Origin of the sequence: Nostoc sp. LEGE 12447 (genome assembly GCF_015206985.1) — a bacterium.
Taxonomy (GTDB): domain Bacteria; phylum Cyanobacteriota; class Cyanobacteriia; order Cyanobacteriales; family Nostocaceae; genus Nostoc.
Window position 1 is genome coordinate 25,810 of the sequence record NZ_JADEXT010000010.1, and the last position, 23,580, is coordinate 49,389.

A 23,580-nucleotide genomic window follows, 5' to 3' on the forward strand; every position below is an offset into this window, starting at 1 on the left:
TCACAATAATTTCTAATAGAAAGTATTCAAAAAAATTATGATTAGTTACTTTTCCTCAGATAGGCAAAAATGATTTGAATAGATACATATTACAAAACAATTTTTGACCTGATAAATTTGCTACTATTAAGGTGTTATTGGAAAAAATGGAAATATTATTGTATAATTGCGTGGTTTTTCCCACAAAAGTAAGAAGTAAAAGGTTTTAATAAGTTAATTTTTATTTTGTATGAATCTAGTGAATAAAACAGAAAAAACATTTGCACTGACAACACCACTATATTATGTAAACGATGTCCCCCATATAGGCAGTGCTTATACGACGATCGCAGCAGATGTAGTAGCACGATTTCATAGATTACTAGGGCATCAGGTATTACTAATTACAGGTACAGATGAACACGGACAAAAAATTCAGCGATCGGCAGAAAGTTTAGGCAAAGCGCCACAAGAGTTTTGCGATGAAGTTGTCCCTAGTTTCGTTAGTTTGTGGCAGTTACTAGACATTAAATATGATCGCTTTAGTCGGACAACTGCACCTCGTCATGAAGCGATCGTCAAAGAATTCTTTGAGCGAGTCTGGGAATCTGGTGATATCTACCAAGGACAACAAAAAGGCTGGTATTGCGTATCTTGCGAAGAATTTAAAGAAGAACGGGATCTGCTAGAAGGACATCGTTGTCCGATTCATACTAACAAGGAAGTTGAGTGGCGAGACGAGCAAAACTATTTTTTCCGCTTATCTAAATATCAAAATAAGCTGACAGAATTTTATCAATCTAAACCCGATTTTATTCAACCAGAAAGTCGGCGCAATGAAGTCCTTAGCTTTGTCAATCAAGGGCTGCAAGACTTTTCTATTTCACGGGTAAATCTAGATTGGGGTTTTCCTGTACCAGTTGATCCCAAACACACCCTTTATGTTTGGTTTGACGCGCTGCTAGGTTATGTCACGGCATTACTCGAACCAGATGCAGAACCAACTTTAGCAAATGCTTTAGAAACATGGTGGCCAATCAACCTGCACTTAATAGGTAAAGATATTTTGCGCTTCCATGCAGTTTATTGGCCGGCAATGTTGTTGTCAGCTGGCTTACCCTTACCAGAAAGAGTATTTGGGCATGGCTTTTTGACTAAAGATGGTCAAAAGATGGGTAAAAGTCTGGGTAATACCCTTGATCCTGTTTCGTTAGTTCAACGCTATGGTAGTGATGCCGTTCGTTATTACTTCCTTAAGGAAATCGAATTTGGCAAAGATGGAGATTTTAATGAAGTAAGGTTCATTAATGTTCTGAATGCAGATTTGGCAAATGATTTAGGTAATTTGCTCAATCGCACCTTGAGCATGGTGAAGAAATACTGCGTTGACAATAATGTTCCGTCAATCGGCAATGAAGGAATTCCTGACGAAAATCCTTTGAAAACAATAGGTTTACGTCTAGGGGAACAGGTGAAAGAAGCATATAAGGAACTAGCTTTCAGTCAAGCCTGCGGCGCTATCCTTTCACTGGCACAAGCCAGTAATAAGTTTATTGATGAACAAGCTCCTTGGTCATTATATAAACAGGGACAGCAAGAGTCCGTAGAAAAAGTTCTCTACACAGTTCTAGAATCAGTTAGACTGGCAGCTTATCTGCTTTCCCCAATTATTCCAAACATCAGTAGCGATATTTATCAGCAACTGGGCTTTGGAATAGACTTTAACGATCAAATACAAAGTTCAGTTACCGCTCCTTTTGCCACCCATGCGACATGGGGGATACTATCTAGTAAACAACAGTTGGGTACATTCCAACCAGTTTTTAAGCGAATAGAACCCCCGAAAAACGATTAGTCCTTATCAAATTCTGATTTTGTTCAATTTCTTATTCTCTCAAAAAATTTATCGGGGCTTAATTTATATTAACCCCGGAACATTATCATAAGCCGCTGTGACTAGCATCTAAAAGTTCGTAATTTGTATCAAAAATAACAGGGATAAAAATCGAGGTATCACAATGATGTTGAATAATTTTGAAACCGATTCAATATTTACGCCAGAACAAGTTTTGGAGAATCGGGGTAGGGTCGCCATATTTATTGACGGCTCAAATCTATTTTACGCTGCACTACAACTAGGGATTGAGATCGATTACACGAAGCTATTGTGTCGATTGACTGGAGGTTCTAGACTTCTGCGGTCTTTTTTCTACACTGGTGTAGACCGGACGAACGAGAAGCAACAGGGGTTCCTGCTGTGGATGCGTCGCAATGGCTATCGAGTCATTGCTAAAGATTTAGTCCAGCTACCAGATGGCTCTAAAAAAGCTAACCTGGATGTAGAAATAGCAGTAGACATGATGGCACTAGTCGATTCTTATGATACCGCAGTTTTAGTCAGCGGTGATGGGGATTTGGCTTATGCGGTCAATTCAGTTAGCTATCGCGGCGTGCGGGTAGAAGTGGTAAGTTTGCGTTCGATGACCAGTGACAGCTTAATTAATGTAAGCGATCGCTACATCGATTTAGAAGCCATCAAAGAAGACATTCAAAAAACCCCTCGCCAAAGCTATCCATACCGGCCGTTATCTGGTATCGGCTTTTTGGAAGACCCAAGAACTAGTGATGGACACCTAGAAATCCAAGAATAATGGCGTATCAATTTCATAAAAGAGGGAGACAGGGGGAGAGAAAAATTCAAAATTACTCCCCCACTCCCTCCTTCCTTTTTTTACCTTTGATTTTTTTCTTGATATTTGGTTTAGTAAGTTGTGGGGGTAAATCCCCTCCAGCGTCTCAAGAAAATTCTGCGGCTTCATCTAAGCAAGATAGCGATTTAACCTTCTTTGATGTCACCCTAGAACAGGCAGATGAAGTGGGAAGACCAATTTGGAAAGTCAGGGCTAAACAAGCAAAATACACCAAAGAAAAACAAATTGGTCAAGCTGAAAGTCCTTATGGTGAACTATATCAAGATGGTAAAGTAGTTTACCAAATCAAGGCAGATGTTGCAGATATTGAACAAGATGGGAAGCAGTTGTTTCTTAAAGGTAAGATATTTGCCACAGACCCTAGTAATGGAATCGTATTGCAAGGCAATGAGTTAGAATGGCGGCCCAAAGAAGATTTGTTGATTGTCCGCAACCAGATTAACGGCACTCACAAAAAACTACAAGCTGTAGCACAAGAAGCGCGAGTTAAAACCCGCGAACAGCGCATGGAATTTTCTGGACGAGTAGTAGCAAATTCTGCTGATCCCCAATTACAAGTAAGAACCGAGCATTTAATCTGGAATATTAAAGAAGAAAAACTAATTGGCGATCGCCCCATACAAATTGATCGCTACAAAGATAATAAGATTAGCGATCGCGGTAAGGGAAATTCTGCCGAAGTCAACTTAAAAACAAAAATTGCCACTATTCAACAGAATGCTCAATTAGATTTACTAGACCCACCAGTGCAAATAGCTAGTAACTCTATGACATGGAACATGAACGCAGAAACTGTTACTACAAATTCCCCTGTAAGAATGTTCCAACGGCTTGAAAATCTTACTGTAACCGCTAATCAAGGTGAAATGAAAATCCCACAAAAAACGGTTTATTTAACAGGTAACGTCAACGCCATTGGTCAGCGTCGCCAGTCTTTGAAATCTAATACATTAACTTGGTATTTAGACAATAAGTTAGTTGAAGCTCAGGGAAATGTGGTTTATCGGCAAGTTGACCCGCCGTTAAATTTTACAGGTGAAACAGCCGTTGGTAATCTGCAAACAGAAAATATTGTAGTCAAAGGTGGCAGTTCTAGCGGTAGGGTAGTAACAGAAATTATTCCCCAACAAAGGCCCAATCGTCAGTAGTTAAATAGTCCGTTATAAACCGCAATCACACGAGGCTTTATTCGTCTCTACTGGTTAAAACAAGGGGCAAAATACCCTTGTTTTCTATTAGCCGACACAGGTAGGCTACCCTACGGAAAAGCTTGACCTATTTTGATGTACCCATTAACTCCACGAATTGAATTTGTTATTGACACGTATGGGCGTAAACTAATTAGCGATTAACCATTACCCTCTAGGCTAGGATTTTAGTATTACCAGTCCTGTGATAACCCATGAATGGATCAAATCGATTAGGCAAGAAATCTTTGCCAATATCCCAGCAAGCAGAACATTCCCAGCATCATGATACAGACCACGAGCATACAGATCATACTCATGGGACTGGAGAGCCTGCTCATCCTCATGTCCATAGCGAAGAGTCTTTACGGCGAATTGCCAATCGATTATCGCGTATAGAAGGCCATGTTCGTGGTATTAAAACAATGGTGCAGCAAAATAGCCCTTGTCCTGATGTTCTACTGCAAATTGCCGCAGTGCGGGGCGCATTGGATAAGGTAGCGCGAATTGTTTTGGATGAACATTTAACTGAATGTATTGCGAGAGCTGCACAAGAGGGTAATATTGATGTTGAAATTAAACAGTTAAAAGCTGCTTTAGATCGATTTTTACCTTAAAAATTAGAAAAATTAGAAATTGACTAGCACTACAAGACATTTGGTAGAGATGTAATATTTGGTGTATTGACTCAGACAAAGGGTTTTTATGCCAAAATTAGCATAAGTGTTTCACAGTCATCGTTGATAGTCTGGGTAGTTCCAAAGCAGTCATAAGGGTATAACTTATACCCTTGAAATTATAGTAGAGTACGGTAGGGAAGTTTTTGTATTTGGATTTTATAGATATCTTCCAAGAATGATTTTAAATAAATATAAATTTAACTATTTTATAAATATAAATACTAACAAACCTATAATTATTTTGTTACATGGCTTCATGGGAAACATTAATGAATTTGATGAAGCTATAAAATTTCTAGTAGAAGATTTTTCTTATCTTATTCTTGAATTACCAGGACATGGGAAAACCGAAGTTGTCGGAGGTGATGAATACTATGGAATGGAATCCATCGCTCAAGCAATAATTAATTTATTAGATGAATTAAAAATAGATAAATGCCACTTAATTGGTTATTCGATGGGTGGGAGATTAGGTTTATACCTAACTCTAAATTTCTCAGAACGTTTTATTAAAGTCGTATTAGAATCAGCCTCCCCAGGTTTAGCAACAGAGGCAGAACGATTAGAGCGAGTTAGGCATGATACTCAAATAGCTAGAAAATTAAGCAGAAGCATTATTCAAAGTGATTTTGCGACTTTTTTGTCCAATTGGTACAATCAACCAATTTTTGGTTATATAAAAAATCATCCAGAATACAATCGCATGATAGAAAGTCGGTTGCAAAACAATCCACAGGAATTGGATAAATCATTGCGCTTCATGGGGACTGGATGTCAACCTTCTTTATGGGAGAAGCTACAAGAGAATAAAATTCCTATACTCTTACTAGCTGGTAAATATGATGAAAAGTTTATATCTATTAATACAGAAATGGCTAAAATCTGTGAATTTACACAGCTAAAAATAATTAAAAATGCTGGGCATAATATTCACTTTGAAAATACCTTGGCATTTGTGGAAAATATCAAATCTTTCCTATCTACAGCAAGTTAGAAATTCAGATAACCTCACGGCTTCTTTAGTGGCTTTCTAGAAGGAGTTGGCGATGGTGTCAAATTCTGGACAGTTGGTTGATTAGCTGTGGTTAATTCCTCTTGCAACATTTTCTGATAAACTTTAGGCAAAGAACTACTAACAGAATTAGTTTCTATACCATATCCTAGACTCGTCCAAGTCGGAGAGAGTCGCCGCAAAACATCATTTAACTTTCCCTGACGCAGCAATTGAGAAAGATCAGTTCCCCAAACTTTAGAATCAGTTAACCAACGGTAAACTACTATATCTTGATATTCTGCTTCAAAACTATAAGCAGTCCAAAACATCATTTGCATCGGCTTTGGGTGATAGCGAGGGGCTAAACGATACCAAGTAATGTTGATAATTTGGTATCTACCAGCAGCAGTAGAACAATTACCTGTATTTGGGCCTGTGATAATTGTGACGCATATCTCAGGATGTCTGCTAAGGTCATTAACTTGTTGTCCACCATACAACAGCGAATAGGGGCGGTTTCCACTAGCTTCACTCGCCGAAATAGTTCGCATTAAAGCGCGGATATAGGGGTCGCCCTGTTTCATCACCAAGGGCGGCTGTTTATCTGCAAAGATGGGATCGGAAGGCGATCGCAAGTCTCCAATATACCATTGCAACAAATACACAAAGCCAAGAAGCGCAGCTATTGGCCCAATAAGTTTTTCAACACCTTTGAATTCAAAGCCTTTCAGAGTCTAACTCCTTCAAATTTGCTCTCTTTGCTAACACAAATCATTGACGAACTCATTTTGACAAAGTTCATACCTGATTGTTAGTTATATGGTATCCGTTATTTCTGAGTGCTGTAAATCAGAACTATATCAACTCATACCCTACGACTATGGAGCAGAAGATGTAATGAACTCGATTATATTTTTGGTTGGTTGTAATCTACCAATCTTGAATTTTTTGATTGCTATAATTCGGGGTTGACTCATCAGAAAATTGATAAGATTGTCAAAAATTTACTCTTCAAATTATCTGATGAAATCTATAAACTTTATTAATGGCGAAATGGAATAGCCGACCTTGGTTTTAACAATTATTATGCACTGGTAGAATTCCTATTTCCAGATCAATTATTTAGTAGTTCGCCTACTTCATTTTGTAATCTACAAGAATCGATTTCCTATATTGCAATACGCTTGGGTTAAGGGCGACTGGCAAAAATTTTGGGTTTTTGAGACGCGATAAATCGCCGTCTCTACAAGTATTTTGGTCTTACCTGAACTATATTGTCGTATATTGTGGAATTGCTTGTCTATGGTAAATGAGTGCAGGGTTAAAGCGCCGTATGACCAATGAGTGCACTTTAACCCTACATTTTAGGTGTGGGATGAAGCGATCGCTTTAGAAAGTAAAATCAAGGGCGGTCAATTTAAATGAAGCAAGCTACTTGACAAAGTGCGATCAGATTTGAGCCGATCATTTTGGGGAATAGAATCCTCTAAAACTATCAGCACTGTTGAAATAACTCCTTAAAGCTTTTTGAGGCTGCTTCAGGTTTAGCAACAATTTCGACAATTTTATTGCGTGCATCTGCTTCAAATAGGGCCTCAACAGCAACTTGGGCGACTTTCTGCCTGGGGATGCTACCGTCAAACAATGTATCAGCGCTCTGCATCACGATCGCATCTGAGTTATCTTCATTCTTCAATCCACCAGGCCGCACAATCGTATAAGTAAGACCACTTTTCTGGATATACTCTTCAGCTTGCTTTTTCCACACCAAAATCAGCCAAAACAAGTTTAGTGGATGAAATAACTGCGAAGTACACAAAGAAGAAACTAAGACAAGATGCTCAATCCCCTTTGCTTTGGCAGCTTCTACTAAATTTTTAGTCCCTTCAAAATCTACTTTATAAGGGCCTGTGGGGTCAAAACTAGGTTTTGCACCAGTCGCAACGAACAAAACTGTGCTATCTCCCAACGCAGCATTTAAACTTTCTGGTTGTAATACATCACCTACAACCAACTCGGCTTCAGGAGACAGAATACCCCTAGCTTTCTCTATATCCCGCACCAAAGCACGAACGGGAATATTCCGCGCTATCAACTCTTGCACAATCCGGCGACCTGTTTCACCGGTTGCCCCTGCTACAAATGCTTTCATGAGAAATGCTATCCTGGGAAACTATTGTGTGCTTGTTTAGTTCTTTATTTTAGTAATTCTATGGAGTTGATGGCAGATTAATGAGGTTTTGGTCAAAATGAGATATTAGTGTGAAATGACCCAAGCACGTAGGGAATTATTAATATAGACAGAACGCCAAAATATACAGTAATGCATTTATGCTTTCAAAACAAGGCGAATATAAATCCTGGGAAATAACAGAAGCAGTTTTACCTGTAGCGTCCAAGCAAGAAGAAGCGAAGGACACATTAACAGACATAAATGTAGCGACGATTACAAAATTTTACGGTCGTTATCAAGATTTTATGGAAATGCCTGCCCCAGCAGAGAAGGTTGCTGAGTATCTTAATACTCACGCCTTATGGTTTTCTCGTTGTGCTGAACCCATGAAAGTGCAATTACTTGGGGAAAATGGCTATGCTTTAGTAATTGGTCGTTTTGGTGCTTTCGGTTATGAAGTAGAACCGAAAATTGGTTTGGAATTGTTGCCCCCAGAAGAAGGTATTTACCGCATCCGTACAATCCCCATTCCTGATTACCAATCGCCTGGTTATGACGTAGACTATCGGGCATCTCTACAGCTAATAGAAAACGATGCTTGCAGTAGCGGCGAGGTTACGAGAGTTGAATGGGAATTGGATTTAATTGTTGATTTGCACTTTCCCCGATTTATTCAGCGATTACCCAAGTCTATAATTCAATCTACAGGCGATCGCTTACTTAACCAAATCGTCCGCCAAGTTTCCCGCCGCTTAACTCGTAAAGTTCAGCAAGATTTTCAGAAATCTTTGGAAATACCCTTTTCTGGGAATTCCAAACAAAAGCGCTGAGTCAACAGTCCTTTGTCATTTCTCATACACTAATGACAAAGGACAAAGCGCAAAGTCTGAGCGGAAGAGACCTCCGCTCAGAGCTTTGTAAAAGAGGACAAATGACTATGCTTTAGTAAGAATTCTTTGGACAATTTGCACGCCAGTAACAGCCTGCCAAGCAAAAAGTCCCAAAAGCGTGAAATTTAGCAAAATATGGGTTGCGCGTGCCCAGTTTGCCCCTTTCTGCATATAAGGGGACAAAGCAGCAGAAAATGCAATCAGACCTGTCATACCCAGTCCTGCCAGCAGGTGAGGACCGACAAATAACTTGCCATTATTGATGTAAGTGACACCCATCCCTCCAATTGCACCTGCTACCATCAAACCTAAGAGTATAGACCCGATTTGGTAGTGTCTGACGTTATATCTACCTTTAATCAGTTCTTTCTTTTCTTCCCCCTGAGCATTTCTGGTACGCTGTAATTGCAGCCCCAAGTAGGCAGCATAAATTGAGAGTACTAATAGCGCCCACATCAGCACCGGATGGAAGAAATTCAGCCAATATTTCACCGACGCAGAAAGTTCCAAGCTCATAGTGTTCTCGCCTAATTATTAAATCTTCATAAAAATTAGCATAACTCTATTCTCTGTGCTTCAAGTTGCACAAATTAAAAGAGTCTAAGGGATGAGGAGAGAAGACAAGAGTTAAGCCTCCCTTGCCTTAGAATGCTTGCCAAGACTGCGTTTCTTAATTTTTAATTTTTAATTTTCAATTTTTAATTGCATAACCCTCTTGCCAAAGTGCATAAACAATCTCAGACTGAGTTTTGAGGGTAGACGAACAAAACCCCCTGTGTGGGATCTCATTCATGACTGAAAACAACGATACTTTGCTGCTAAAAGCTGCTAAAAGTGGTGATATTAAGGGTCTGTGTGCGCTACTGGTTGCTGGTGCGAGGGTAGATGCGTGCGATCGCCAAGGTACTACGGCGTTAATGTTTGCTGCCAATTTAGGCTACACCGAAATTGTGCGATCGCTTCTGGATGCTGGGGCAAATATCAACTTGCCCAGAAAACTCTATGGTTTGACGGCTTTGATGTTGGCAGCTAGTGCCAAACAACTTGACATTTTGAAACTTTTAGTATCCAAAGGTGCTGATGTCAATGCCACTAATGAAGATGGCAGCACAGCTTTAATGGCCGCAGTCCTCAAAGGTCATATCGATGTAGTGCAAGTCTTATTGGCTGCTGGTGCGGAGGTGAGTATTGCCGATAAAGATGATGATACTGCCTTGAAACTCGCCATTAAGCAGGGAAACATAGAAATTTTACAAGCAATTCTCCAAACTGGTGTTGATGTCAATATTCCAGATCAAGAGGGTGAGACACTCTTAACATTAGCCGCAGATTTGGGGCATTTGGAGGTTGTGGAAGCACTGCTAGCGGCGGGGGCTGATGTGAATGTAAAAAACGCTGATGGTGGAACTGCATTATTGGCAGCAGCAGCAGGGGGACATAGTGCGATCGCAGCAGCTTTACTAGATCGAGGTGCTGAAATTAATCTCCAAGACCAAGATGGTGAAACTGCCCTACATCTTGCCGTTGTGGAAGGCTACATTGATGTCGTGCAAGTATTACTTAACAGGGGTGCAGATGTCCAAATTAGGAACTGTCTAGGTGATACACCACTGCTTGTAGCAGCATTGCAGGGACATAGCAAAATTGTCGAGGCCCTACTGTGTTCTGGGGGAGATATTAATGAGAAAAATCTTGGGGAAATGCCTTTGACGTTGGCTATATCACAAGGACACACTCAAACAGTGAAAGTGTTGTTAGACTATGGTGCTGATGCCAACACTCTGGGGGAAGATGGCAAAACTGCTTTAATTAAAGCAACCGAACGCAAACACACAGAGATCATACATTTGCTGCTGGCAAAGGGGGCAGATGTGAATTTTCAAGACTCAGCGAGAGCAACATCATTGATGTGGGCTGCCTCAGCAGGTTATGGCGAAATTGTGCAGTTATTACTCCAAGCTGGGGCAGATGTGAATTTAAAAAACCGTGGTGGTTATACTGCTTTGATGATTGCAGAATTTAATGGTTATAAAAATGTAGTGCGGAGTCTGCAAAAAGCTGGAGCGCAAGAATAGCTATTTTAATTCTGAATTTTTCAACTAAAATCTTTTTAGAAATATATTGACAAATGATTAAATGAAGGTTAATAACTTAAAGACCAAGTAAGTTGAAAACTGCCAAGTTTAGACCTAAGAAACAAAGAAAGCAAAACTCCGTCGTAACTGTTGTGAACTTGCTACGGCGGAGAAAAGAAAAATTAAAACGCCAAGAGGGAACAGGCTAAATGCTTGCGTAACAAGGATAGAAAAAAAGCAAAAATGAAGAAGTAAATTTACTTTTTGCCTTGTACATTTTACCTTTTACCTGCTCTCCCCCTTGACGTTTCCTACTGTGCTAGATGTGCAAAATATATAGTTTTTGCTTAAACAGAAATGTGTTCTAAGGATCATTTTTTATGTATTATCCTAATGACTAAATACAAACAATTCCTGAAAAAAGGTTAATTTGCGATTATTTGAGCGATCTCTACGGAAATTTAAAGAAAAAATAAATTAAAAATTAAATTTGGCGTGGTAAATATCCGGTTGCCATAACCAGTTGCCATAAAATTAGGTATTTATTCATGACTTGACCAAGAAAAATGGTTAATGACTATAAAATTTGCAGAACAACTAGTGTCATATCATCAGTGTTTTGCTTATCATCACCAATGAATTGTTGAACTTGGTCAAATAAATAATCCACAATCTCCTCTGGACCATTACAGTACTTGCAAGCCGTATTGAAGCCAGCGACAAAGTTATCCTCATCGAAGCGATCGCCACCAGCCGCCGCCGCATCGGTCAAGCCATCTGTATAGTAAATAATGGTATCCCCAGGCTCTAACTGTACCTGAGCATCTTCATATTGGCTGTTAGCATCCAAACCGATTAGCATTCCTAGAGTATCTAAACGGCTGACAGTTTTCGTGGCTGCGTGCCACCATAAGGGAGGATTGTGTGCCGCATTGCTATAAGACAGAATTCGACTGTGAGGATTATATTCTGAATAAAATAGTGTTACAAAACGGTGAGAATTTTCCAAATCCGCATACATAACTCTATTTAAGTTTTGCAGAATTTTTGCTGGGGAATTCCCATGTAGCACTTCTCCCCTTAGCATTCCTCGCATCATCGTCATAATCAGCCCAGCAGGGACACCTTTGCCCATGACATCTCCAATAACCAAACCCCAGCGACCAGTCTCGGTGTCGCCTTTAATCTTAGACCGAATTTTATTCTGATTGGTAGCAATAAAGTCGTAGTAGTCACCGCCGACACGATTTGCAGGCTTACAACGGGCAGCTAGGACTGCACCAGGTATTGTGGGACATTGACGTGGTAGAAGTCGCCGTTGAATTTCTGCACCAATTTCTAGTTCTTGGTCTAAGCGTTCTTTTTTTCTTAGTTCTACAGCTAGTTCATCGTTTTCGATCGCTACTGCTGTTTGGTCTGCCACTAACCTAACTAACTTTTGCCTAGTTTCTGTCCAACTGTATTCTGGATCGCGGCTCAATACATAGAGCCATCCCCTTTCTGTATGCTTTACCAGAATCGCCGTACCAAAGATTTGCACATCTGGCCCCAAATAACGATGCATCTGGTCATCCAAAATCCCCGTCGCATTCGCTAGAGGGGCAGTATTTGGCAAAAGTGTGATTTGACTGCTGGCTATTTCTAGCGCTTTGCGGATATTTTTACGCTGTCCACTATCTTGCCAATGTAACTGTTCTAACCTGACTTGACCATTAGGTTTGTAGAGAAACAGGGCGCTGCCGTCTGCATCTGTCACTCTTGTTGCCATTAGTGGAATCAGTTCCAAAAACTGATTCAAATTATTGAAACTTCTCAGGGCAAATCCTAAAGAACTGAGCAAATCTTGAATTTTGTTCTGTTCCCGGTGCAACCTTGCCACGAGTTCTTTGAGTGCCACGACTGGGGTGACATCCGTCGCGGCACTACTATTGTTGTCAGTGGGTTGAGAGGGCAGTTGAGACACAGGCACAGGTATTATTGCACTTTATATTGGCAGATTTTAGATTACTTATAAGCTTTTTGGCTTTCGTATTGCTAAACCATAATTAGACAAGACTTGTCACTTTAGCAAGAGTATAAAGACGTAACAGGCAACTTTTATCAGTATTTTATTTGCTTATTGTATTTTTGATGGAATCTTAGTCATTGAAAATCATGTATTTTTAGTCAAAATCCAACCCGTAAAAATTACTATAGCGGTTATCAATTGTATGGAATATAAACCTAACCCTGAGCCTTGTAGAGAGATGTGTATACACTGTAGCCTTTTCGAAGAAAGATCAAAGTGTATTGCATCAAAACGAGAAGCGCTATAGTTTTGGTGATAGTTCAGAAAGCTTTTCCTTTTTTCATAACTTAATTACCAAAGCATATCTCTAAAGTCAGAAAAATACTTTATTCAAAGAATAATTTATAACGCTTTCAGAGTAATTATTTGGGTATAGGAAACTAGGAAATTAGAAGTCTTTTGAGCGAAAACCTTAATAAACGCTCCAATCGAGCTTAGTTTGGTAAAAACATACTTACATTCATTCCAAAAGCTAAGAATATGTAAATAAGTCTTTAAATACTTAATCTGTATACCATAATTACCGTGATAATCGCCAAGGATGATACTAAATCTAGAAAAAATCTCCTCCCAAAACTTTAAGTCAAAAGCCAGAAACAATGTTGTCGTTTTATCATCAGAATTCAAATCTCTCGATTTACTACAAAAATATTTGTAGATTCTTTCGCAAGTAGGAGCTGAAAATACACCTGGGAGTGTTGAAACAGCTTACTTACACTAATTCACTTTTTGAGTCCACAGTGGACGACTTTCCGAATTTCTGATGGTCGGAAGCCGTCTTTCTGGCAAGCATTGGGCAAACAGTTGATGCTCGTAATCCAACTTTTAAGTAAGTTACGTGCAGCGTGCAGTTCTCCCGACTTGCTAATGCAGTCGCTTCGCCTGTTGGTGATGCTACGTATAGCTTTAGCTTGCTTCTTTGACAGCAGTACAAGTTGCCATAGCCAATATGAGTTAACTGCGGAGGGAAAAGACCACAGTCTTTGACTCACCTGCGTTGGCTCTCTAATGTACTACTCACCGCTCAGACTGCTGTCCATCCCACACTACAATAGTTGTATTTGTGGGGGTGAGTATATTGTCTACCTTTTAAGTTTCTACAAAATGTAAGTTTACGGGCTTTTGTGTGTAGCAACTAAATGTCTTGCTACTCCACTTAAAAAGCCCTTAAAGGGCTGAAAAAGGTCATTAGCTTGAGATTTTAGCAAAATTCACCCATTTATTGTGACAAATTTATGATTTTAGGATTTTAACTGTTTTTAGTTAGTTCAAGTGATAATACCAGATTCAGTTATCCCTAAATTTCTCAGTTTGTCAAGAAAAATTTTTAACTCCCAATTTTTCTATTAGCCACTCAAGAGAGCTTCGACAAACTCATAGCTCGAAAAGGGTCGTAGGTCTTCAATTCCTTCACCAGCACCAATAAAGCGAATCGGTAAACCTAGCTGTTGCACAACAGCTAGGGCAACACCGCCTTTAGCAGTGCCATCTAGTTTGGTTAAGACAACGCCACTCAATTGTGCCGCTTGGGAGAAAACTTCAGCTTGTCGTAGTCCATTTTGACCTAAAGTGGCATCTAAAACCAATAGCGATTCAACTTTGGCATTTGGAGCTTTTTTGTCGATAATTCGCCGGATTTTACCGAGTTCGTCCATTAAGTTTTTCTTGTTTTGCAATCGCCCAGCAGTGTCTACCAGAAGTAATTCTGTTTGCCGCGATTGGGCGGCTGCGATCGCATCAAATACAACTGCTGCTGGATCTGTATTTTTTCCAGGATTGGCAATTACTTCTACACCACTTCTACTACCCCAAACCTTCACCTGTTCGACGGCGGCGGCGCGGAAGGTGTCTGCTGCCCCAATCAAGCATTTATAGCCAGACTTTTGCCCTAAATGGGCAATTTTGCCAATGGTGGTGGTTTTCCCGGCACCATTCACCCCAGTGATTAACCAAATGTTCAAGGTTTCTTTTTCTGGGGTAAAGCTAGTTTTGTGGGATGCAATGCTTGGTGCATCCAACATATCCCGGAGAATTTTTTTCAGATAAGCAATCGCTTCTTCCGGTGCAGTAACTTCTTCTCTAAGTTTTGTCTGTAGCGCATTGATAATAAAGTCTGTCGCCTCTACACCCACATCGGCTTGCAGGAGCAATGCCTCAATTTCCGTCACAGCAGCTTGGTTTAGCGGCCCTTGACCAACGATCGCCTTCAGTTGGTTGAGAATACTCCGGCGAGTTTTGTCTAACCCTTGCCGGAGCTTTTTGAGCCAGGTAATTTCTTCAATAGAAACGTCTTCTGGATTTCTACCTTGAGCTGCTAAAACTTTCGCTGACCAGACAAACCCATCATCAAATACCAGTCCGGGAATTTCCTCTCCGATCTCTGAGGTTGCCGCTACTGGCTGTACTACCTCCGGTTCTGGAACTTCAATGGCGGTGGCTATTAGTTGATCTAGTTTTGCTTGCCGTTCTGCCGCCGCCCGTTCTAAGAAGGATAAATTAGCTGGTGCTGTTGGCTGCGTTGCCTCTGGCGTGGGGGCTTGCTCAATTTCGTTTGTGGTTATTTCTGGGCTTTCGACATCTGGCTCTTCAGCGATTGCAATTACCGAAGAATCTTCTGTATTTTCTTCCTCAGTAGCAGTTGGGATAATTTCTGGCTGTGCTGTTTCTAGGGTTGTACTAACAGGTTCCTCAGTTAGTTCTGATTCAGTGATTTCCGCAATTGCCATTTCTACAGTTTCAGGTTCTGCTAAGGCATTTTCTGAATCAGGTGGGGTTTCTACTACCTCAGTTTGTTGTTTTTGCTGAATATTTTTGTAAGCAGCTTTAGCAAACGCCAACAAGTCTGCCGTTGTGTCTGGTGCAGCTTCAGCAGTTGAGGTTTCGGCTGGCTCTGGTTGGAGTTCTTGTGCAGGAGTAGTTTCTTCCTGTTTTTTATCAGAGGGAGTCTCAGAGGAATCGTTATATTGACGGCGGAACCAATTAAAAACCATTGCAGCAGTATTAGTTATATGAGTTATAAGTTATAAGTTATGAGTTTAATTTAACTTTGCACTTTTTCTTGGGGTGAAAACTTCCCGGTTATCCTCACCTTTGATAGCTAGTTTGAGGAGAATCAGTTTCCTTCGGTTCGCGCAGTGTCTCCCTTTCTTCCAAAGGAGAGCTAGCGCCAAGGTAAAAGTTTCGCTTGGAGGAAGCCGCAGAATCGGCTACAGACTTTTCTCCATAGCAGTATATGAATTAGGCAGTGTTACTATGCTGTTTTCTTCTGCTCAGTGACTCGGCGCAAAACACCATTAATAAATCGATGACCGTCGTCTCCACTGTAGCGTTTGGCTAGCTCCACAGCTTCGTTGATGGCGATACTATCGGGAACTCCTAAGAATTTCATTTCTGCCACTGCGATTTGCAGGATATCGCGGTCAAGTTGGGCAAGACGAGTTACTTGCCAATCCACTAAGGCAGTAGAAAGGAGTTCATCTATAATGTGTCGATTTTCGTTGACAGTAATCACAAGCTCTTTAGCGTAATTACGGACTCCCTTATCCTGATTAGCTAGTTGAATCAATTCGGGGAAATCAACTGCCGTACCCAATTGATTGATTGCTGTCTGGGTGCAGGCGATCGCTTCTTGAAGCATTGTTCTGGCAGAATTGAGGTCGGAAGCGCGAGTTTGGCTACTCAAAAGGCGATCGTTACTGCGTTGCAGTTCACCTGCGGCATTATTGAGGGTATCTTGCACTTCTGAGGTCAGGGTGCGTACTGCTCCCAGTACCAATTTCGATACTAGCTGATCGTCTGGTAGTGTATCTAATTTTTTTGGGTTGACTGGCAATTGGCTAAGGCTTAAAAGCGCCAATTCACGAGCAATTTGCTGGGGTTTACGAGGTTGCATAAAAGTCAGGGGTGATTGTGCGAGAACTGAGTAACTAGGCTGGGCAAACTTACAAGTTTATCAATTTTGGCACAGTCAAACAACAAGATTACGCATTTGCTTGTGACTTTGCCAGATTGATTTTAAATTTCTTCAACGGGAATAACTTGCCGCTTGGTTTCGTCGTGTTTCACTTCCAGATTAGACTCTTTGGGGAAAATCAAGGGCGTATTAGGGGCGACAATGCCACCTGATACAACTATTTTAAAAGCGTCTTCAATGGACATGGAGAGGTTCACCACCTCGTCTTCAGGAACGACTGCGTACCATCCGGTAGTTGGATTTGGGGTGGTGGGGATAAAAACACTTAGCACGGGGCGGGACATCTGGGCTTGGATATCACTGCTGATTGCACCAGTGACAAAGGCGATCGCCCAAATTCCTCGGCGGGGATACTCTACCAAAATTACCCGGCGAAATTTGCCATTAGAATCTTTTAGTATTGTTTCTAAAAGCTGTTTGAGAGTTTTGTATACCTGCCCAGCTAAAGGAATTGCCTGTAATAATCGCTCACCAAAATCTAACAACCACCGCCCAGCAATATTGCGAGCCATTAGACCCATCAATAAGATACATAGTAGTGGTACAGCTAATCCTACTAATAAATTCAGTAAATTTACTAAAATTGGGTTCAACCCATCAAAAGGATTCAGTTGTTTGGGAATTTGGGTGAGGAAGTTGATTACCCAATTAGCAATGGTAATTGTCAGCCAGATAGTGGTTGCTAGGGGAATCACTACCAACAAACCAGCAATCAGGTCGTTTTTTAAGTCCTGTTTTAGGCGATCGATTACCAAGCCCTGATTCTCCTGTTTTAAGCTAGAGGAACTTTTGTTATTGGTATCCATACCAGCAAATTCATCAAATAGCAAAGGCTTTACTTAAAGCAACTTCTGCCGCAAGTAACTATCCAAAACGCTAGCACTTTGGCTACTACAGCAAGAATACGTACTTTTTGCTGTAAATCAGCTATTCTCCTACAAGCATAGACATAGATATCAACCAATCGGATGGCGGCTGGTTATTCTCAGAAAATGTCACGTTTCCTTGTAAGACTTGTAAATGATTGTTGCAAGTCATAAGGTATTACTAATCTATCGCGCTCAATCAAAAGCTGCCCATGATTGTGAAAGTATCACCAGGTAAACAGAGGAGTTATTTTATAGGGTTAGTCACTTTTGATCGGGAGCGGTTTTTATGAAAATGGTCTGTTATAAATATTAATTTAATATGGTGGTTTTGTTTAAATTTAAAGCGCGATAGGGCAGCACAGCTAGCTATGCTACCCTATTCATGAAAATTCTGATTTTGCGATCGCCTACTCACTCAATCGCTGCTTGTTGATTTTATCGGGAATCCTTCTAATCTCCAGTCCCGTTTACACCACATCAGCCTGTGTAGTTTCCGAATCTGCACACTGTACCTGTTGTGGACTCTCTTGTGCCAGAATTGCTGTTACGTCTAAATTAGGTTTTGGTAGATACTTCATTTCCCAAACTTTGAGCAAAATTAAGTATTCGTAGAATGCCTGCAATGTACACCAAGCAAGTCCAGCGTGTCCATCTAAACATCCGCCTAACATAAAATACATATATACAAAGCGTAGCAAAGGTCTTGCAGGTAAACGCAAAGACAAATCTTTTAGGGCGCGGCGTTTTTCGACTTCCGATTTGCCAAAGAATAAATCTTGCCAGTTGACCTTTCCCTGTTCTAACTGATACAGCGTTTCTTGAGCTTCATCTGTAGAATAACGGTTATGCTTATCAATCCAACGGCTCAAACCTTTGCTACAAGTGTAGTGGGGGTATGTTTCTTTTAAAAAGCTGGTTGTACCGTCACAAACTTCCCGCTCAGTATGACCATAGTCTGTAAACCACACCTTTCCGTGGCGGAAAAGACGCATTTGGTAACGGGGATACTGTGTGCTGTAACGAATCCAACGATTCATGAACATGACACGTTCAGCCACGTAGTAACCGATGTAATCGGGATTATGACTGACCTTTTCGCATTCCGCGAACAGTTCTGGTGTCATCCGCTCATCAGCTTCGAGAATATAAACCCATTCGTGCTTTGGGGGAATAGACTCTAACATCCAGGTGCGTTGACGGCCGTGGCTTTCAAAAGCGTGTTGGACAACGCGGATGGGATAACTGCTGGCAATTTCCATAGTGCGATCGCTACTGCATGAATCCACAACAATAATGTCATCCGATAGCATCGCTGATTCGATACAAGCAGCAATATCTAGTTCTTCGTTATATGTAAGTATGTAAATTGAGAACATTACTCAAGTTTTATAGTGATTTTACTCAGTGATAATTGCTTTTTTATTTTTATTAGCTATTAGGCGCATGGCAGTATTAACCGAATAATTTTTGTATAAGTCTTACTGCCATGCCAATAGTGGATTAACGGGCGGTAGCTTTAGGTTTACCACCTTGTACAGCACCCATACCTTTTAAGCCTGTCCAGCCGATGATAATGTAACCAATAGATAACAACAAACTGCTAATCCCAATCCGCAGTCCAGACTTCCAAGCAGTATCTTTAGCTTGTTGTTCTGCTTCTTCTCTGCGTTGGCGAACTTGGCTCAGTTGTTGAGTTCGTAGTGTCTGAATATCTGTTTGTTGTTCAATAGCTTTGTCAAGTGCTTGAGGATCTGTTTTAGCCTTCTTCAGTAACTCTTTGATATTTGGGGGAATTTGAGAGCTTTCAAGCGCTTGCTTGTATTTTTGATCGTCTTTGAGGATTTCACTAAACTGAGCTTTGGTTTGGGTTCGTAGTTGATCTAATTGGGCTTTTCCTTGCTCAGTATTCAGTTGTGCTTGCAATTGCGATAAGCGATTGTTGAGTTGAGCTTCTGCCTGATCTGCTTCTTGAGTGATTCGATTGAGTGTTTGAGTCTTAGCTTGATTGACGTTATTGAGGTGCAGGGGAAAAATCAGCAAGAACATCAACCCTAAAATACTTGAGAGAATTACGGCGGGAAATCTTAAATCGATCCCCTGGGGGCGATCGCTTCCTGCATCAGCGTTTTCAATCCAATAGGCAGCAAACAGCAGCCCCAGCCCCACTAGAGGAACAATCCCCCGATCAACTAGCGCTGTTGCCAAGTTGATTTGCCATACCCGATCAGTCGGTTGAAAGGGTAACAATAGAATCAAAAAGTCCACAAAAAACGACAAAATGCAGATTATTCCAACTACCTTAACGGTGAGGGCAGTACTCACGGAAGTAAAACGGTTAACCATAGTTTTTCAAACTGGCGGTGAATACGAGTGATTTTCATATTTCAAGTTACTTGAATATTGTGCCTATGACCGTGACTGTTGTGTAGAAATACAAAGCAGATTCAATATTGGTAAAGGCTATCTGCCTCTTGGTTTTCAACTAGGCCACAGTAACATTTGTTATGTACAGTGTCTTCAGGAAATTCCTAGTATTTTAAAATATAAGTATAATCGGTAACGTCAGAAAAGACTCATTAATTACCCGATTTCCCTTGTTTTCAGTTCTCAATCGCTTGCAACATAGGCATTTTGTAGGGGCGCACAGATGCACCCCTAGTGGGTTGTGCATCCATATAAAAATCACTATATCTCCCTCATCCTTTCACCTCACCCACAAGGGCTTGTTCCCAAATTGGCAGATCCTCGGGTCGGTCAACATCAGCTAAAGGCGACAAATTCACGTATGATAAATGAAGTTTTTGGGCAATGTCTACGGTTTTCTGGAATACTTGAGCAGTTCCCCACTCGATATTAACGAATAACTCCGGGATAGCTTGGCGCAAACCAATTAAGTAATATCCACCATCGATCGCAGGCCCAAGTACGAGGTCAAAGGTGTGTAACTTTTCAAAAGCTGTTGCTAGAATCTCGGCATTGACTCCAGGACAATCTGTGCCGATGATAATTACTTTTTCTGCACCAGATTGAAAAGCATCGAAAAGCGATCGCGTCATCCGTGAACCTAGATCACCTTCGCCTTGAGATTGGTAAACCAAATCTAACCCAAGCCAGTCTTGCATGAGTTGCAAATCGCCACCTGCAAATCGCACTTCCACAGATATGGCAATGGCTTTTTGCAATTCTTGAACCTGAAATATTGTATATTCAGTCATTTCCCGTTGAAGATTGGCAGCACCAAGATTTCCTAAAGCAGGTATCAATCGGGTTTTTGTCTTACCTGGTTCTGGATAGCGAGTAAAAATAATCAGGTGCTGTTTTAGGTTTGCTGGTAAATTCAGCACACAATACCTTTTTTAATAAACTAAGAGATATTTTAATAGCAATACTTGTCGTTATCGGTTGTAGTATGCTCCTTTGCCGTTCGCATTGCCCCTAAAATCGTTGAAACAATAACACAACGCTTTACTTTACCACCAGACTTACTGGATAGCGTGATCCGTCCTAGATCATTAGGGCTTTTAGCATTACCTCTGTAGTCAAATTGAACTTTACGTATGTTATCTGACAGTTGTAAGGTTGTCTCAGAATCTAAGCGTACATTGGAATCTATATTATTCCAGTTAACCGTAGATGGGTTTACTGTAGCAGGATGAACTGCCCATTGAATAATGCCGTTTTGCTCACGAAAGCTAGCTTGCCAAGTCAACTTTTCTTTAGTGGCTTGGCTTCGGGCTTGATGAATAGCAAGGTGAACTTCGTTTTGAGCAGTGTTGAGACGGCGAGTCTCTACAAAAGCTAGCCAATTAGATATTCCCAGCGTAGCTAATATAGTAATTAATACAACAACTATTAACATCTCTGGTAGGGTAAAACCACTACTGGAGTGCTTATTCAAAAAATTTTTTGCATTAACTAGAGACGGTAAATGCACCTGGATATCCATTTTTATTTTCTGATCGCTTTTCAACTACCCAGTCGTTGAGCAATGTTTCAGTTTCTTGCCTTCTAACCTGACGCTGGTTAGTAATAATGTCTAGCAAGGTCGGCAGAATAAGGATTGTGACAATTTTCAGTGACAGTTTTAAGGTGAAATTTATATTCTGAAGTCTTGAAGGGTCATAAATAAAATACTTACACAAAAATATAGCCGCCGCTAGACCTTTTTTTCTGTTAAATGGCTTTTGTAGAGCTTTGCAAACCAGGTATTTGTATAAATTTGCCAGACAAAGATTCCAACTATCCTTTAGTGTTGTTTGTGTAGCGTCTCGTAGAGAAGGTCTTTTTTTATAGGCTCTCTCAAGCACTTGCAAACAGGATCTTTCCTGTCTGACAAGATTGCAAGAAACTGAATTAGGAGTTATGCGATATAAGATTTGTACAGATGGGACACATATAAAATTAAACTTAGAGGCTAATCGCAGCCACATATCCCAATCCTGAGCCGCACCTAGGGATTCGTCAAAGCCACCTAATGCAATTAAAGATTTTCTACAAATTAAAGGATTGGAACCATTCTCTAAAAAGTTATTTAGTAGCAAATTTTCATAAACATTTCCATTAGCTTTAACACGCTTACCCGAAAGTATAAATTCACCATTTTCGTCAATATAATCAGTCCAACTGTAAGCGACTTTTGCGGTAACGTTTTCTTGCAAAGCCTTTAATTGAGATTTAACTTTATCAGGTGTCCAAATATCATCTGCGTCTAAGAAACTAACAAATTTTCCAACAGCATGGTGTAGCCCTCGGTTACGACTAACGTTTCCCCCGGCATTGGGATAGGAAAATACTTTTATTCGTGAGTCTGGGATTTTTGTAATAATTTCTAAGGTTGAGTCTTGGGAACCATCATTTATTACAATTAATTCTAGATTGTGAAAACTTTGATTTAAAACAGATTCAATAGTTGCTTTAATAGTTTTTTCACTATTGTAAGCTGGGATAATTACACTAACTAATGTTTTATTTAAAGTTGACTTAATCATGTTGTACACTTCTTGTTTTCAAGATTTTGTCTAACTTGCATCTTAAAGAATAAAAGGGACTCATCATACTAGCTAAGTAAAAGTTAAGCTCAAAAAGAGCAATTAGATTAGTTTTAAATTGCCCTCTATACTGAATGAGGTGCTGTAATACTCTACGTAAATTTCCTAAAATAGTTTTCACAAAAATTATTGGTTTTTGCCAATTTTTAGCATTTATCAAACGTAGCTGAAAAATACACAAACCACAGCCACGTGCCAAAGTTAGTAAATAATCTCTTTCCAGCCGCCAATGCGGTATTTGATGATAAGTATGCATGGTAGGGTTATACCAAATTTGCCAGCCTGCATAATGTATATAAAGCAATGGTTCATAGTCATCACCCTGCACAAAAATACCAGGCAATTTGCCGCTTAAAGTCGGTTGTTGTGGTACATTTTCACACCATACTTGTTTCCTAACAACAAGTGCTGCCGCAGGAGGTAGTCTTAAATTCTCTGCATCAAATAAATGCGGATTTGAACCATGTTCTCTGATTGCTAAAAAAGCTTGAATTCTTTCAAAATTTTCTGGCAGCTTTACTTCAAAATCCCCATGAATCTGTCCGCTCCAAGCACCTGCTTGAGGATGCTCTAATCCAAAGGTATATGCTTGAGCTAACCAATCAGGAGCAGGTAAATTATCATCATCTAAAAACGCTATTAGCTCACCTCTTGCTTCACGTACTGCCCGCAATCTTGCAAAAGCGGCTCCCTGTTTTGGTTCTAAAAAATATCTTAACCGACAATTTTCATCATATATTTTTTGGTAATTCTGGATTATTTCAGATGTGTTATCAGAACTATTGTTATCCACAATAATAATTTCCCAGTTAAGTTTTTCTACTCCTATCTGGTTTAATAGCTTATCTAAAACTTTAGGTAAACGGGTTGCTCCGTTATAGGCAGGGATAGCTATGCTAATATCTAAACTTTCAACTGACAAGTTGACCATAA

General features: G+C 40.3%; 21 protein-coding genes. 7 read left to right on the forward strand and 14 right to left on the reverse strand.

The window, feature by feature from the left end; translation table 11 throughout:
* The first annotated feature begins 229 nt into the window (after positions 1-229).
* The 5 genes from metG (at position 230) to menH (ending at position 5,551) form a co-directional block, all read left to right on the forward strand.
* Positions 230-1,834, forward strand: a complete 1,605-nt coding sequence (metG, locus tag IQ274_RS13405; protein ID WP_194142542.1) for a methionine--tRNA ligase — start codon at positions 230-232, stop codon at positions 1,832-1,834.
* Between the two features lie 166 nt (positions 1,835-2,000).
* The gene (locus IQ274_RS13410; protein WP_041565095.1) at positions 2,001-2,630 is read left to right on the forward strand and encodes an NYN domain-containing protein; all 630 of its coding nucleotides are present in this window, start codon (positions 2,001-2,003) and stop codon (positions 2,628-2,630) included.
* A complete protein-coding gene (lptC, locus tag IQ274_RS13415; protein WP_194142543.1) occupies positions 2,630-3,838 on the forward strand; it encodes an LPS export ABC transporter periplasmic protein LptC in 1,209 nt (402 codons plus the stop codon). The genes IQ274_RS13410 and lptC overlap by 1 nt, the downstream gene beginning before the upstream one ends.
* A 254-nt stretch (positions 3,839-4,092) precedes the next feature.
* Positions 4,093-4,494, forward strand: a complete 402-nt coding sequence (locus tag IQ274_RS13420; RefSeq protein ID WP_163927344.1) for a metal-sensing transcriptional repressor — start codon at positions 4,093-4,095, stop codon at positions 4,492-4,494.
* A gap of 238 nt (positions 4,495-4,732) precedes the next feature.
* Positions 4,733-5,551 carry a 2-succinyl-6-hydroxy-2,4-cyclohexadiene-1-carboxylate synthase gene (menH, locus tag IQ274_RS13425; protein ID WP_163927343.1) on the forward strand — a complete coding sequence of 273 codons (819 nt, stop codon included), beginning with the start codon at positions 4,733-4,735 and terminating at the stop codon, positions 5,549-5,551.
* 14 nt (positions 5,552-5,565) lie between these two features.
* Here the strand turns inward: menH and IQ274_RS13430 are convergent, their stop codons facing one another.
* Positions 5,566-6,216: a glycoside hydrolase family protein gene (locus IQ274_RS13430; protein WP_322745230.1), complete on the reverse strand. Its 651-nt coding sequence runs from the start codon at positions 6,214-6,216 to the stop codon at positions 5,566-5,568.
* A gap of 830 nt (positions 6,217-7,046) precedes the next feature.
* Complete coding sequence (locus IQ274_RS13435) at positions 7,047-7,703, reverse strand: NAD(P)H-binding protein (RefSeq protein ID WP_163927342.1); 657 nt, start codon at positions 7,701-7,703, stop codon at positions 7,047-7,049.
* Between the two features lie 179 nt (positions 7,704-7,882).
* Between IQ274_RS13435 and IQ274_RS13440 the strand changes: the two genes are divergently transcribed.
* A complete protein-coding gene (locus tag IQ274_RS13440; RefSeq protein WP_194142544.1) occupies positions 7,883-8,554 on the forward strand; it encodes a DUF1997 domain-containing protein in 672 nt (223 codons plus the stop codon).
* Positions 8,555-8,659: 105 nt separating this feature from the next.
* On the opposite strand, the gene IQ274_RS13445 is transcribed toward IQ274_RS13440, so the two are convergent.
* Entirely contained in the window at positions 8,660-9,130 is a 471-nt protein-coding gene (locus IQ274_RS13445) for a DUF4079 domain-containing protein (RefSeq protein ID WP_114080236.1), read from the reverse strand.
* 275 nt (positions 9,131-9,405) lie between these two features.
* Between IQ274_RS13445 and IQ274_RS13450 the strand changes: the two genes are divergently transcribed.
* Positions 9,406-10,689, forward strand: coding sequence for an ankyrin repeat domain-containing protein (locus IQ274_RS13450; RefSeq protein ID WP_194142545.1), 1,284 nt, complete (start codon positions 9,406-9,408; stop codon positions 10,687-10,689).
* A 577-nt stretch (positions 10,690-11,266) separates the two neighbouring features.
* Here IQ274_RS13450 and IQ274_RS13455 read toward each other — a convergent pair.
* The 11 genes from IQ274_RS13455 to hpsE form a co-directional block, all read right to left on the reverse strand.
* A complete protein-coding gene (locus IQ274_RS13455; RefSeq protein ID WP_194142546.1) occupies positions 11,267-12,658 on the reverse strand; it encodes a PP2C family protein-serine/threonine phosphatase in 1,392 nt (463 codons plus the stop codon).
* A gap of 821 nt (positions 12,659-13,479) precedes the next feature.
* Positions 13,480-13,749: a hypothetical protein gene (locus IQ274_RS13460; protein WP_194142547.1), complete on the reverse strand. Its 270-nt coding sequence runs from the start codon at positions 13,747-13,749 to the stop codon at positions 13,480-13,482.
* A gap of 354 nt (positions 13,750-14,103) precedes the next feature.
* Positions 14,104-15,747, reverse strand: coding sequence for a signal recognition particle-docking protein FtsY (gene ftsY / locus IQ274_RS13465; protein ID WP_163927337.1), 1,644 nt, complete (start codon positions 15,745-15,747; stop codon positions 14,104-14,106).
* Positions 15,748-16,007: 260 nt separating this feature from the next.
* Positions 16,008-16,649, reverse strand: a complete 642-nt coding sequence (gene nusB / locus IQ274_RS13470) for a transcription antitermination factor NusB (RefSeq protein ID WP_163927336.1) — start codon at positions 16,647-16,649, stop codon at positions 16,008-16,010.
* A 122-nt stretch (positions 16,650-16,771) separates the two neighbouring features.
* Complete coding sequence (locus tag IQ274_RS13475) at positions 16,772-17,536, reverse strand: DUF502 domain-containing protein (protein WP_163927335.1); 765 nt, start codon at positions 17,534-17,536, stop codon at positions 16,772-16,774.
* A gap of 530 nt (positions 17,537-18,066) precedes the next feature.
* Positions 18,067-18,975 carry a glycosyltransferase family 2 protein gene (locus tag IQ274_RS13480; protein ID WP_194142548.1) on the reverse strand — a complete coding sequence of 303 codons (909 nt, stop codon included), beginning with the start codon at positions 18,973-18,975 and terminating at the stop codon, positions 18,067-18,069.
* Positions 18,976-19,099: 124 nt separating this feature from the next.
* Positions 19,100-19,942, reverse strand: coding sequence for an HpsJ family protein (locus IQ274_RS13485; protein WP_163927333.1), 843 nt, complete (start codon positions 19,940-19,942; stop codon positions 19,100-19,102).
* A gap of 353 nt (positions 19,943-20,295) precedes the next feature.
* A complete protein-coding gene (locus IQ274_RS13490; RefSeq protein ID WP_194142549.1) occupies positions 20,296-20,943 on the reverse strand; it encodes a TIGR04282 family arsenosugar biosynthesis glycosyltransferase in 648 nt (215 codons plus the stop codon).
* 32 nt (positions 20,944-20,975) lie between these two features.
* On the reverse strand, positions 20,976-21,545 hold the full coding sequence (locus tag IQ274_RS13495) for a GspH/FimT family pseudopilin (RefSeq protein WP_163927331.1): 570 nt from the start codon (positions 21,543-21,545) through the stop codon (positions 20,976-20,978).
* Positions 21,511-22,587 carry a glycosyltransferase gene (locus tag IQ274_RS13500; protein WP_194142550.1) on the reverse strand — a complete coding sequence of 359 codons (1,077 nt, stop codon included), beginning with the start codon at positions 22,585-22,587 and terminating at the stop codon, positions 21,511-21,513. Before IQ274_RS13500 ends, IQ274_RS13495 begins: the two co-directional genes overlap by 35 nt.
* A complete protein-coding gene (hpsE, locus tag IQ274_RS13505) occupies positions 22,580-23,578 on the reverse strand; it encodes a hormogonium polysaccharide biosynthesis glycosyltransferase HpsE (protein WP_194142551.1) in 999 nt (332 codons plus the stop codon). Before hpsE ends, IQ274_RS13500 begins: the two co-directional genes overlap by 8 nt.
* Positions 23,579-23,580 lie beyond the last annotated feature (2 nt).

What these genes read in the sequence shown, in the direction of transcription:
- metG (WP_194142542.1), top strand. Translation starts at nt 230, where the DNA reads ATGAATCTAGTGAATAAAACAGAAAAAACATTTGCACTGACAACACCA.
- IQ274_RS13410 (WP_041565095.1), top strand. Translation starts at nt 2,001, where the DNA reads ATGTTGAATAATTTTGAAACCGATTCAATATTTACGCCAGAACAAGTT.
- lptC (WP_194142543.1), top strand. Translation starts at nt 2,630, where the DNA reads ATGGCGTATCAATTTCATAAAAGAGGGAGACAGGGGGAGAGAAAAATT.
- IQ274_RS13420 (WP_163927344.1), top strand. Translation starts at nt 4,093, where the DNA reads ATGAATGGATCAAATCGATTAGGCAAGAAATCTTTGCCAATATCCCAG.
- menH (WP_163927343.1), top strand. Translation starts at nt 4,733, where the DNA reads ATGATTTTAAATAAATATAAATTTAACTATTTTATAAATATAAATACT.
- IQ274_RS13435 (WP_163927342.1), bottom strand. Translation starts at nt 7,703, where the DNA reads ATGAAAGCATTTGTAGCAGGGGCAACCGGTGAAACAGGTCGCCGGATT.
- IQ274_RS13440 (WP_194142544.1), top strand. Translation starts at nt 7,883, where the DNA reads ATGCTTTCAAAACAAGGCGAATATAAATCCTGGGAAATAACAGAAGCA.
- IQ274_RS13445 (WP_114080236.1), bottom strand. Translation starts at nt 9,130, where the DNA reads ATGAGCTTGGAACTTTCTGCGTCGGTGAAATATTGGCTGAATTTCTTC.
- IQ274_RS13450 (WP_194142545.1), top strand. Translation starts at nt 9,406, where the DNA reads ATGACTGAAAACAACGATACTTTGCTGCTAAAAGCTGCTAAAAGTGGT.
- ftsY (WP_163927337.1), bottom strand. Translation starts at nt 15,747, where the DNA reads ATGGTTTTTAATTGGTTCCGCCGTCAATATAACGATTCCTCTGAGACT.
- nusB (WP_163927336.1), bottom strand. Translation starts at nt 16,649, where the DNA reads ATGCAACCTCGTAAACCCCAGCAAATTGCTCGTGAATTGGCGCTTTTA.
- IQ274_RS13475 (WP_163927335.1), bottom strand. Translation starts at nt 17,536, where the DNA reads ATGGATACCAATAACAAAAGTTCCTCTAGCTTAAAACAGGAGAATCAG.
- IQ274_RS13480 (WP_194142548.1), bottom strand. Translation starts at nt 18,975, where the DNA reads ATGTTCTCAATTTACATACTTACATATAACGAAGAACTAGATATTGCT.
- IQ274_RS13485 (WP_163927333.1), bottom strand. Translation starts at nt 19,942, where the DNA reads ATGGTTAACCGTTTTACTTCCGTGAGTACTGCCCTCACCGTTAAGGTA.
- IQ274_RS13495 (WP_163927331.1), bottom strand. Translation starts at nt 21,545, where the DNA reads ATGGATATCCAGGTGCATTTACCGTCTCTAGTTAATGCAAAAAATTTT.
- IQ274_RS13500 (WP_194142550.1), bottom strand. Translation starts at nt 22,587, where the DNA reads ATGATTAAGTCAACTTTAAATAAAACATTAGTTAGTGTAATTATCCCA.
- hpsE (WP_194142551.1), bottom strand. Translation starts at nt 23,578, where the DNA reads ATGGTCAACTTGTCAGTTGAAAGTTTAGATATTAGCATAGCTATCCCT.